This window comes from Pseudoclavibacter helvolus (genome assembly GCF_014191305.1).
Classification (GTDB): domain Bacteria; phylum Actinomycetota; class Actinomycetes; order Actinomycetales; family Microbacteriaceae; genus Pseudoclavibacter; species Pseudoclavibacter helvolus.
This window is the reverse complement of sequence record NZ_JACHWJ010000009.1, coordinates 17,107-28,218: the sequence shown is the minus strand read 5'-3', so window position 1 is coordinate 28,218 and position 11,112 is coordinate 17,107. Positions and strand designations below refer to the sequence as shown.

Annotated in this window: 9 protein-coding genes and 1 tRNA gene; all 10 read left to right on the top strand. The window is 68.1% G+C overall.

What is annotated here, in order from left to right; translation table 11 throughout:
• Positions 1-344: Rv3654c family TadE-like protein (locus tag FHX72_RS17635; RefSeq protein ID WP_244964380.1), on the top strand; the 344-nt coding region annotated here is incomplete at its 5' end.
• Positions 345-496: 152 nt separating this feature from the next.
• A complete protein-coding gene (gene topA, locus FHX72_RS17630; RefSeq protein ID WP_338110144.1) occupies positions 497-3,391 on the top strand; it encodes a type I DNA topoisomerase in 2,895 nt (964 codons plus the stop codon).
• Complete coding sequence (tmk, locus tag FHX72_RS17625) at positions 3,388-4,026, top strand: dTMP kinase (RefSeq protein ID WP_183626060.1); 639 nt, start codon at positions 3,388-3,390, stop codon at positions 4,024-4,026. Before topA ends, tmk begins: the two co-directional genes overlap by 4 nt.
• Positions 4,027-4,028: 2 nt before the next feature.
• A complete protein-coding gene (locus tag FHX72_RS17620; protein WP_183626058.1) occupies positions 4,029-5,198 on the top strand; it encodes a DNA polymerase III subunit delta' in 1,170 nt (389 codons plus the stop codon).
• On the top strand, positions 5,195-6,793 hold the full coding sequence (locus FHX72_RS17615) for an alpha/beta hydrolase (RefSeq protein WP_183626789.1): 1,599 nt from the start codon (positions 5,195-5,197) through the stop codon (positions 6,791-6,793). The genes FHX72_RS17620 and FHX72_RS17615 overlap by 4 nt, the downstream gene beginning before the upstream one ends.
• An 86-nt stretch (positions 6,794-6,879) precedes the next feature.
• A tRNA-Thr gene (locus tag FHX72_RS17610) sits at positions 6,880-6,955 on the top strand.
• Positions 6,956-7,046: 91 nt separating this feature from the next.
• The gene (gene folP / locus FHX72_RS17605) at positions 7,047-7,973 is read left to right on the top strand and encodes a dihydropteroate synthase (protein WP_183626787.1); all 927 of its coding nucleotides are present in this window, start codon (positions 7,047-7,049) and stop codon (positions 7,971-7,973) included.
• Positions 7,974-8,035: 62 nt separating this feature from the next.
• A complete protein-coding gene (locus FHX72_RS17600) occupies positions 8,036-8,836 on the top strand; it encodes a dihydrofolate reductase family protein (RefSeq protein WP_183626785.1) in 801 nt (266 codons plus the stop codon).
• A 112-nt stretch (positions 8,837-8,948) separates the two neighbouring features.
• Positions 8,949-10,361, top strand: a complete 1,413-nt coding sequence (dacB, locus tag FHX72_RS17595) for a D-alanyl-D-alanine carboxypeptidase/D-alanyl-D-alanine endopeptidase (RefSeq protein ID WP_183626783.1) — start codon at positions 8,949-8,951, stop codon at positions 10,359-10,361.
• A 108-nt stretch (positions 10,362-10,469) separates the two neighbouring features.
• Positions 10,470-11,036 (top strand): isochorismatase family protein, encoded by a 567-nt coding sequence (locus FHX72_RS17590; RefSeq protein ID WP_068476820.1) that lies wholly within the window; start codon positions 10,470-10,472, stop codon positions 11,034-11,036.
• Positions 11,037-11,112: the final 76 nt, after the last annotated feature.

Here is an 11,112-nt window from a genome sequence, read left to right as displayed (position 1 = left end):
AGCCGCAGCCTGAGCGGGAGCGCGGGGCCGGCGGCGTCGTCGTACTCGCAGTGGCGTTGCTCATCCTGGCCGTCACCGTGGGGGCGGTCAGCGTGCTGGCCGCCTTCCCGGCGAGGCAGTCGGCGCAGGCCGCGGCCGATGCTGGCGCACTTGCCGCCGCCGATGTCGCCTCTGGCCTCAGAAGCGGCGAACCGTGCTCCGAAGCGGCCCGAGTCGTGAGAGCGAACGGGGCATTCCTCGTGGAGTGCACGGTCAGCGGCCGTGAGGCCGTTGTGCGAGTTCGTGTAAAGTCCGGCCCGTTCGTCTTTTCGGAACCGTCGAGGGCAGGACCGCCGCCGAAATGAGAAGTCGTGAGGCGGAGCCGCCAGCAGTTGGAGGCCTTCCGTCCAGCCAGCCCGTCCATATAATGACGACGACGGGTGGCAACAGCCCCCACATCACTCCGGCCAGCCGGAATCGTCGTGCGAAAGCACGCAGACCCATCCAAGGAACGCTTGTGTCAGGCAGCAACACACTGGTCATCGTCGAGTCGCCGACCAAAGTGAAGAGCATCTCGCAGTATCTCGGTGATGACTACACCGTGCTCGCTTCTGTCGGCCACATTCGCGACCTCATCGAGCCCAAGAACCTCCCGCCAGAGCTCAAGAAGGGCTCGCTCGGGAAGTTCAGCGTCGACGTCGACAACGGGTTCGAGCCGTACTACGTGGTCTCCGAACAGAAGAAAAAGACCGTCGCCGAGCTCAAGCGAGCTCTGAAGGATGCGGACGAGCTCATCCTCGCAACTGATGAGGACCGCGAAGGAGAAGCCATCGCGTGGCACCTTCTCCAGGTGCTGCAGCCGAAGGTCCCCGTCAAGCGCATGGTGTTCCACGAGATCACCCGCGAGGCGATCGAAGCCGCGAAGGACCGCACCCGCGACATCGACGTCCACCTCGTCGACGCCCAGGAGACCAGGCGCATCCTCGACCGCCTCTACGGCTACGAGGTGTCGCCCGTGCTGTGGCGCAAGGTCGGCCCCGGCCTCTCCGCCGGTCGCGTTCAGTCGGCGGCAACCCGTCTCATCGTCGACCGCGAGCGTGAGCGCCTTGCATTCGTGAAGGCCAGCTACTGGGGTGTCGAAGCTCGCTTCGCACCAGAGCAGGGCAAGGAAGGCTCCGCCTTCGTGGCCCGCCTGACGAAGCTCGACGGCGAGCGCGTGGCAACCGGGCGCGACTTCGACGACCACGGTGTGCTCAAGAACTCGTCCGTGATTCTCGGTGAGGCCGAGGCGACGACGTTGACCGTGCAGCTCGCTGCGGGCACCGTCCCTGTCACCGTCTCCTCGGTCGAGTCCAAGCCGTACACGCGCCGTCCCGCCGCGCCGTTCACGACGTCGACGCTGCAGCAGGAAGCTGCGCGCAAGCTGCGCTTCACCGCACGCCAGACGATGAGCGTCGCGCAGTCGCTGTACGAAAACGGCTACATCACGTACATGCGTACCGACTCCTCTTCGCTCTCGTCGCAGGCGCTCAACGCCGCACGCACGCAGGCGGCCAAGCTCTACGGTGCAGAGACCGTTCCCGCGTCCCCTCGCCTCTACGGCTCCAAGTCGAAGAACGCCCAGGAGGCGCACGAGGCCGTCAGGCCGGCCGGGTCTACGTTCGCGTTGCCGAGCGAGCTCCGCCCCAAGCTCAGCCCCAACGACTTCAAGCTCTACGACCTCATCTGGAAGCGCACGATCGCCTCGCAGATGGCGGACGCCAAGGGCCAGACGGCGACCGTCACGATCGACGCATCTCCGGTCGACGTGTCTGACGCTCAGGGCACGGTCACGAGCCGGGTCGCGGAGTTCCAGGCATCAGGCACCGTCATCACCTTCCGGGGCTTCCTCGCCGCCTACGAGGAGGGCAAGGATGAGGCCCGCGACGACTCGACCACCGCCGAGGCCAAGCTACCGCCGCTCACGAAGGGGCAGAAGCTCGACCCCGAGACGGCTGAGGCGAAGAGCCACGAGACGAGCCCGCCGCCGCGCTACACGGAAGCAAGCCTCGTCAAGACCCTCGACGAGCTCGGCATTGGCCGCCCCTCCACGTACGCGTCCATCATCTCCACCATCATCGACCGCGGCTACGTCGCGCCCCGCGGCAGCGCCCTTGTCCCCAGCTGGACCGCCTTCTCCGTGGTTCGCCTCCTCGAAGAGCACTTCCACGACCTCGTCGAGTACAACTTCACGGCGCAGATGGAGGGTGACCTCGACCGGATCGCCGCCGGCTCAGAGCAGCGCAACGACTGGCTGCGTGGGTTCTACTTCGGCACGGAAGACCACAAGGGGCTCCGTGGTGTCATCGACAACCTCGGCGAGATCGATGCGCGCGAGATCAACTCCACGCCGCTCGCAGAGGGCATCGTCCTTCGCATCGGCCGCTACGGCCCCTACCTCGAGGTCGCGCCGGAGACGGAAGGCGAGACTCCCCGCCGCGTCAACGTTCCCGAGGACCTCGCTCCAGATGAGCTGACGGCCGAGAAGGCTGTCGAACTCGTCGAGGCCCCCATCCAGACCGACCGCGTCCTCGGCGTCGTCCCCGAGACCGGCAAGCGCATCCTCGTGAAGGATGGCCGATTCGGACCGTACGTGACCGAAGGCCCGTCTGAGGCAGAGGAAGCGGCCGCTGAAGCGGAGGCGAAAGCGAAGGCGCTCGCAGAGGAAGCCGAAGCGAAGGCCGCAGCAGCCGAGGGTCGACCCGTGAAGAAGCCGCGCGCCAAGAAGGCCGCCGCTGCCGACAAGCCGCGCACGGCGTCGCTCTTCAAGTCGATGATCCCGGAGCAGGTCACCTACGAGCAGGCCATCGGGCTGCTCGAGCTGCCGCGCGTGGTCGGCGCGGACTCCGAGACGGGCGCCGAGATCACGGCACAGAACGGCCGCTACGGCCCGTACTTGAAGAAGGGCACCGACACGCGGTCGCTCACCAGCGAGGATGAGATCTTCACGGTGACGCTCGAGGCGGCGCACGAGCTCTTCGCGCAGCCGAAGTATGGCGCTCGCACCACAAAGGCGGCCATCAAGGAATTTGAAGCCGACCCGGTGAGTGGCAAGCCGATCAAGATCAAGGACGGCCGCTTCGGCCCATACGTGACCGACGGCGAGACGAACGTGACGGTGTCACGGGGCGCGAACCCCGAGGACGTCACGTTCGAGGAGGCCGTGCAGATGCTCGCCGACAAGCGTGCCAAGGGACCGGTGAAGCGCAAGACGACGGCGGCGAAGAAGCCAGCAGCCAAGAAGCCGGCTGCGAAGAAGCCCGCCGCCAAGTCTGCGGCCGCCAAGACGACGGCGGCGAAGAAGCCAGCGGCCAAGCGCGCACCGGCCAAGAAGCCGGCAGCCAAGGCCAGCGAAGCAGCAACCACCGAATGACGGGTCTCTTCATCACGCTCGAGGGCGGCGACGGGGCAGGTAAGTCGACGCACTCTGGCCTGCTCGAGAACTGGCTGACCTCGCTCGGCAAGACGGTCGTGCGCACCCGCGAACCCGGCGGCACCGACCTCGGCGCCGACATTCGCGAGCTCGTGCTGCACCGAAAGGGGCACATGGATGCGCGAGCAGAGGCACTCCTGTACGCCGCCGACCGCGCGCACCACATCGCGACCGTCGTCCGCCCGGCGCTCGAGCGCGGCGAAATCGTGGTGCAGGACCGCTACCTCGACTCGTCGATCGCCTACCAGGGCACTGGGCGCGAACTTGGTGCCGACGAGGTCAGGGACCTCTCGCTGTGGGCGGCGCGCGGTCTGCTCCCAGACCTCACGGTGCTCTTCGACCTCGACCCGGAGGAGGGGCGCCGACGCATCGGCGCCACCCGTGGCACCTACGACAGGCTCGAAGCCGAATCGAAAGCCTTCCACGACTCCGTGCGCACGGCCTTCCTCGGCCTCGCATCCGCAGACCCCGACAGGTTCCTCGTGATAGACGCAACTCAGCCGCGCGAGCACGTGGCCGAACGCATCCGCACCCGCGTCGCCGAGCTCCTCGAGCGGCGACCGGCAGGCGTCTAGCCATGACCGTGTGGGACGACCTCTCAGGTCAAGATGACGCCATCGCCCTGTTCACGAACGCGGCAAAGGCCTCCAAGCGAGGCGCCGTCGATACAAGTGGCATGACCAACTCCTGGCTCATCACCGGCCCTCCAGGTTCAGGTCGGAGCAACATGGGCTACGCCTTCGCGGCAGCGCTCCTGTGCCCGAACGACGGATGCGGGGTGTGCCCGTCCTGCGTGCAGGTGCGTGCTCGCTCGCACCCTGACCTCACGGCAGTCGTCACTGAGACCGTGCAACTCGACATCAAGACGGCGCGTGAGCTCGTGGAACGCGCATCGATGTCGCCCATGACGGGGCGCTACCGGGTCATCATCGTCGAGGACGCAGACCGCATGGTGGCGCGCACGTCGAACACCCTGCTCAAGGCCATCGAGGAGCCGCCGGAGTCGACGGTCTGGGTGCTCTGCGCGCCGAGCGAGGCCGACCTGCTGCCCACGATCCGCTCGCGCGTGCGCAGCGTCCGCCTGCGCGTGCCAGAGGTGCGCGACGTCGCTGGGCTGCTTGTGCGACGCGACGGCATCGAACCGGACATCGCCCTCCGCGCGGCGCGCGAGGCTCAGAGCCACGTCGGCATGGCCAAGCGGCTTGCCACCAGCGAGGAAGCCTGGGGGCGGCGCGACGCGTCGCTCGACGGCCTCCTCGACATCCGCACGACCGGCGATGCCGTCCGCAAGGCCGCGCAGCTCGTTACGATCGCCGACGAGGACGCGACCGCCAACGCGGCGGACCGCGACGACAAGGAGCGGGCCGCGGCATTCCTGTCGCTCGGGCTCACGCCGGGGCAGGCGGTGCCGAGGCAGCTTCGAGGGCAGATCCGCGAGCTCGAGGAGCACCAGAAGCGCAGGGCCAAGCGCGGCCAGGTCGACGCGATCGACCGCATCCTCACCGACTCCGTCTCCCTCCTGCGCGACCTGCTCATGCTCCAACTCCAGCTGCCGGTCGAGCTCGTCAACGAGCACAGAAGACACGAACTGGAAGCAGCGACGAACTCCCGCAGCTCGGACGACGTGCTCACGAGCATCGACGCGGTCAGCAAGGCCAGAGCACGACTCGCCGCAAACGTGCCCGTCGCGCTTGTCCTGGAGGCATTCTTGATCAGCTGGACGCCGAAGCAACAGGGAGCATCATGAAGACACCGACCACCCGTCGTCGCGTCGCGTCGCGCGGCATCGGCGCCTCGCTCCTGACTGGCGCCGCGATCTTCGTGCTCAGCGGATGCACGCTCATCACAACGCTCGCAGGCGGCGGCTCCGGAGGGGGGAGCGGCCCGCAGGAGGACGTCGACGTCATCCCGACCGGGCTTGAGCCGAGCATCCAGGCGTTCTACGAGCAGGACCTCGACTGGGATGCCTGCGGCAACGGGCGAGAGTGCGCAACCGCGGAAGCACCCATGAACTGGGCCGACGGGACATCGGAGAAGATCGAGCTCGCCATGGTGAAGGTGCCGGCGGCCAGCGGCAACTCGCTCGGAACGATCTTCACGAACCCGGGCGGCCCAGGCGCATCCGGTGTCTCGTTCGTGCGCGACAGCGCCGAGTACGTCTTCACGCCGGAGCTCATGGAGAACTTCGACATCGTGGGCTGGGACCCACGAGGCGTGGGCGAATCGAGCGCCGTTGACTGCCGCGACGATGCCGGAATGGACGAGTGGTTCTACGGCGTCAACGAGAACCTCGACGCTGAGACCGCCACCGACGAGCAGATCATCGCCGAGGTGACCGCGAACTCGAAGGAGTTCGCCGACGACTGCCTCGAGAACACGGGCGCGCTGCTCGAGTTCGTCGACACGAAGAGCACCGTCAAGGACCTCGACATGATGCGGGCGCTTGTCGGCGACCCCAAGGTCAACTACTTCGGCTTCTCCTACGGCACCGACATCGGCGCGCAGTACATCGACATGTTCCCCGAGACGGTTGGGCGGGTTGTGCTTGATGGCGCTACCGACCCGACCCTGTCGACGTTCGAGGTCGTGCTGGCGCAGCAGGGCGCGTTCGGTGAGGCCACGCGCACGTATCTCGAGGACTGCCTGACGACGACGAGCTGCCCCTTCACGGGCACCGTCGACGACGCGATCGCCAAGATCAACACCCTCATGGCCGAGGCTGACGAGACCCTCCCCGTGAACGCAGACGGGAGGAAACTCACGAGCGGTGTCATCGACACGGCCATCAGCTCGGCCCTCTACAACGACCAGAGCTGGCCGTACCTGAGCGACGCGTTCGCCACCTACGAGACCGCGGGCGATCCGGCAGGCTTCTTCCTGCTGAGCGACTCGTACTACGGTCGCGAGCCTGACGGCACCTACGCGGACAACATGTTCGAAGCCTTCACCGCCATCAACTGCCTCGACTACCCGGTCGAGACGGACCCGGCCAAGATCGCCGACTTCAACCGGCAGATCGCGGAGTCGACCCCTATCGGCATCCCGGGGCCTGAGGCGCTCGGTGACACGACCTGTCAGCAGTGGGCGTTCCCGTCGACCAACGAGCTCGCGCCCGTTACCGGAGCCGGGGCCGACCCCGTCCTCGTGATCGGCACGACCGGCGACCCGGCCACACCGTACGCGTGGGCTGAGGCCGTGACCGAGCAGCTCGAATCCGCCGTGCTTGTCACGTTCGAGGGCGAGGGGCACCTTGCCTACACGCAGGGCGACAGCTGCATCACGGGTGCCGTCGACGCCTACTTCATCGACGGGACGGTGCCTGCCGAAGGCCTGGTCTGCTGACCGCGACACCCCGATGTGCACTTGAGCAAAGTGTGCGTTATGCTTTGGTGTCGAGTTCAGCGCCCCAGGGGTTGAGCTGCAGGCAGGCCGCCTTAGCTCAGTCGGCAGAGCGATTCACTCGTAATGAATAGGTCGCGAGTTCGATTCTCGCAGGCGGCCCCATTGCCCCTCCGCACCTCGGTGCGGAGGGGCTTTTGTTTTCCAGCGGCCTGGTTCTCAACCGAGAGAATGCGCTCTCCCGTACGCTGATGCAATGCTCGAGCGCAGGCACCATGACCCCGATCAGCACCCGCCCCTCGCGTTCCCAGGGCTGCGTAGTCCGGTGCACCGGCTGGGGCCCGGCGAGTCGTTCGACTTCTCGCGTCGGGTTGCCGTGATGGCGATCGTGAATCGCACGCCTGACTCGTTCTACGACGGCGGCGCCACCTTCGCGTTGCAGAGCGCGGTGGATGCTGTGCTCGCGGCCGAGCGGGCAGGGGCCGACATCGTCGACATCGGCGGGCAGCCGTTCGCGCCGGGGGAGGAGCTCTCCGAGGCCGAGGAGATCGAACGGGTCGTCCCCGTGATCCGCGCCGTGCGCGAGCGCACTCAGGTGCCGATCTCCGCGGAAACGTACCGCGCACGGGTCGCCGAGGCGTGCATCCAGGCCGGCGCCGGGATCATCAACGACACGAGCGGTCTCCGCGACGAGGACCTCGCTCGAGTTGTCGCCGGCTCAGGCGCCCAGCTGGTTATCACGCACAGCGTCGCCGCGCCGAGGGCTGAGCTCGCCCGCCCCCAGTACGACGACGTCGTAGGCGAAGTGCGCGCCTTCTTGCAGGTCCGAGCGGAGCGCGCCATCGACCTGGGCGTCGGGGACGAGCAGCTCATCGTCGACCCTGGCCACGACCTCAACAAGAACACCCTGCACACGCTCGAGCTCACGCGACGCTTTGACGAGATCTCGTCGCTCGGCTTCCCCGCGCTTGCTGCCGTCTCGAACAAGGACTTCATCGGCGAGACCCTTGACCGTGAGAAGCGGGATCGAGTCGCCGGGTCGCTCGCTTCCGCCGTGACGTGCATCCTGCTCGGAGCGCGCATCGTCCGCATGCACAACGTCCCGGAGGCAGTGGATGCGACGCGGATGACCGAGGCGATCCTCGGGCTCCGGGCCCCCGCCTACACGCGCCACAACGCGTAGCACCCACCCGGTTCGCACGGGACTCACGACCGCCACGCACGCCGGCGTGGCATGCTCACAGCATGAACGCTCCATCCGCCGCGATCCGCTCACTGCTCGGGCCAGGCCCACCGCTCGGGCTCGATTCGCAGCACGGGTGGCTCGACGACGAGCAGCTGCTCGCCCACTACGCCTACCCTCCGAACGGAGCGTTCCGCCTGAACTTCGTAGCGAGCGTCGACGGCGCCGCTATGGGCGGTGACGGACGTTCGGGAAGTCTCGGTACCGCGGCCGACCACCGGGTCTTCGAGCTGCTGCGGCGCCTCGCCGACCTCGTGCTTGTAGGGGCAGGCACGCTGCGTGACGAGGGCTACGTGGGCCTTCGCGTGTCCGAGTCATCTGTGGCCTGGCGGGAGGCACGCGGGCGCCCCGCACACCCGACGCTCGGCATCGTCTCGAGCAGACTCGCCCTCGACCCCAAGCACGAGATGTTCGCGGATGCACCCGTGCCGCCCATCGTTGTGACCCCCGTTTCCGACCCTGACCGTCTCGCCCCCTTCAGAGAGGTCGCCACGGTCCTCACTGTCCCGGAGCACCCGGAACGCCCGGGGACGCTGGACGTCACCGAACTGCGCGCCATGCTGCACGACCTCGGCCACAGCGAGGTGCTCTGCGAGGGCGGGCCCTCGCTGTTTGGCGAGATCAACGCGCAGGGCGCGTTCGATGAGCTCTGCCTCACGGTTTCACCCGCGATCGTCGGAGGGGGTGGTGGCCGGATCGCACACTCGGAGACGCTCGCACAGCATCCGCTGGCACTCGCCGGTGTCCTCGAGTGTGACGACACGCTGCTGCTCCACTACCGGCGCTCCGCAGGGCTCAGCTGACCACGGGACGGACCCAGGGGTCAGGCGCGACGCACTTGGCGGCTGACTAGACTGGCAGCTTGCCGCTGCGTCACACGACGAGGCGGCAGCACTGGTTCCACTCGGAGGTGACATGGCCGGATCGGCAAGCTCTCGGCAGCGGCGCTCGGGCGTCGGTCGCCTCGTCGGCTTCGTGCTGGCCGGAGTCCTCGCGCTCGGCGCTGGCTTCGCTGCGGGTGGAGGCGGCTTCGCGGTCGCAGCACCCGCCTTCGCGAGCGAGGCCCAGACGCTCGCCCCGAAGACGCTCGGCGCCGTCAGAGAGACCCCAGTCGAGCCCGGGGCCGCAGCGCCGATGCGCACCTGCTCCATCGAGGACGTGGCGAGCGCGGCAGGCGCCCTCGACTTCCACGGAGTCGTCGTCGACTCGGAGGGCGGCGAAACCATCTACGAGCGGAAGGCGACGGACCCGGTCCCGACCGCATCCGTCATGAAGCTCCTCACCACGACCGCGGCCATCGAGGTGCTCGGTCCCGACTTCCGCATCCCGACCCGCGTCTATGCCGGCAGCGAGCCAGGCACGGTCGTTCTCGTGGGCGGCGGAGACGTGACGCTCGCCTCGACCGACAGCGGCGCATCCAGCTACTACTCCGGTGCCACCGCAACGCTCGCCGACCTGGCCGCGCAGACCCGCACGTCCTGGTCGAACGACGCGAGCCTTTCCGGGACGGCGCTCACGCAGGTGCTCGTCGACAAGACTGCGTTCAGCGGCGCCGAATGGCAGCCCTCGTGGTCGCAGGCCGACCGCACCGACGGCTACATCAGCCCCATCTCCGCGCTCATGGTCGATGGCGGACGGCAGGACCCCGCGAGCCTCGTATCGCCCCGCACAGAAGACCCGAGCGGTGCGGCCGCGGCGGCCTTCGCCACCCGGCTCGGCGCGGCCACGACGGGCGCGAGCGGCTCCGTGCCGGATGGCGCGAAGCTCCTGGCAGAAGTGTGGTCGCAGCCAGTGTCCGAGCTCGTGCATTACGCGCTCATCGACAGCGACAACAACGTCGCCGAGATGCTCTCGCGGCTCGTCGCCATCAAGCAGGGTGTCGGCACGGATTTCGCCGCAATCCAGGCCTCCACGAGCCAGGCGCTGTCGAAACTCGGCCTCGCCACCAGCGGGCTCGTGCTCGCCGATGGGTCCGGCCTCTCGGTAGACAACCGCGTCCCACCCGAGTTCGTCGCCGAGCTCCTCCAGACCATCTCGCAACCCGAGAACGCAGCGGCCCAGCTGCTCGATGACCTCCCCGCGTCCGGCCAGACCGGCACTCTCCAGACGAGGCTCACCTCGCTCGGGGTGCCGCCGGGCGCCATAACGGCCAAGACCGGCTGGATCAACGAGGTCTATGGTCTGGCGGGTTACATGACGGCGGTCGACGGCAGCAAGCTCACCTTCGCCTTCTTCGTCGTCGGTGCCGTGACACCTGCGAACCGCGACGCGCTGGACACCATCGCGGCGCGCACCTACACGTGCGGAGCATCCCTCGCCAATTGGTGAGCGGATGGGGGAATTGGGATGCGGGATGCGGGATCCTGCGGATGCGGGCGGCTGCGCGTGTAGTGAGCCCGCCTGGCCCATCCAGGTCGCCTGCGGCAGACTGGTGACATGAGCCGCGCACTGCTGATCGTCGACGTCCAGAACGACTTCACCGAGGGCGGTGCGCTCGAGACCGCTGGCGGCGCGGCCGTCGCCGCGGGCATCACCGATCACCTCGCCAACAACGGGGGAGACTACGAGGTCGTGGCCGCCTCCCGCGACTGGCACGACCCCGACAGCGACAACGGTGGCCACTTCCACGCGCAGCCTGACTTCGTCGACAGCTGGCCGGAGCACTGCGTTGCCGGCACGGCCGGCGCCGACTACCATCCCGCCCTCGACACCAAGCTTGTCGACCTCCACATCTTCAAGGGGCAGGGGTCACCCTCTTACTCAGCGTTCGACGGGGCGACCGCGGAAGGCGAGACACTTGCCGACGCGCTGCGGGCGCGAGGCATCGATGAGCTCGACGTCGTCGGCATCGCGACCGACTACTGCGTGCGCGCATCCGCCCTCGACGCCCACCGGGCCGGGTTCAAGGTTCGCGTCATCGACGGCCTCACCTCGGCCGTCGCCGCCGAGTCGCGCGCCGCGGCCCTCGAAGAGGTGCGCGCCGCCGGCATCACCGTCGAGTAGCCCGCGGCCTGCTGCGTCGCCGCCGCATCTCCGCCGCCAGCACGGTCGGCCTCGCCGACCCACCCGTTTCGGGATG

Excerpts from the sequence above, each read along its gene's own strand:
- dacB (WP_183626783.1), top strand. The coding sequence starts at position 8,949 with ATGGCCGGATCGGCAAGCTCTCGGCAGCGGCGCTCGGGCGTCGGTCGC.
- folP (WP_183626787.1), top strand. The coding sequence starts at position 7,047 with ATGCTCGAGCGCAGGCACCATGACCCCGATCAGCACCCGCCCCTCGCG.
- tmk (WP_183626060.1), top strand. The coding sequence starts at position 3,388 with ATGACGGGTCTCTTCATCACGCTCGAGGGCGGCGACGGGGCAGGTAAG.
- FHX72_RS17600 (WP_183626785.1), top strand. The coding sequence starts at position 8,036 with ATGAACGCTCCATCCGCCGCGATCCGCTCACTGCTCGGGCCAGGCCCA.
- FHX72_RS17615 (WP_183626789.1), top strand. The coding sequence starts at position 5,195 with ATGAAGACACCGACCACCCGTCGTCGCGTCGCGTCGCGCGGCATCGGC.
- FHX72_RS17590 (WP_068476820.1), top strand. The coding sequence starts at position 10,470 with ATGAGCCGCGCACTGCTGATCGTCGACGTCCAGAACGACTTCACCGAG.
- FHX72_RS17620 (WP_183626058.1), top strand. The coding sequence starts at position 4,029 with ATGACCGTGTGGGACGACCTCTCAGGTCAAGATGACGCCATCGCCCTG.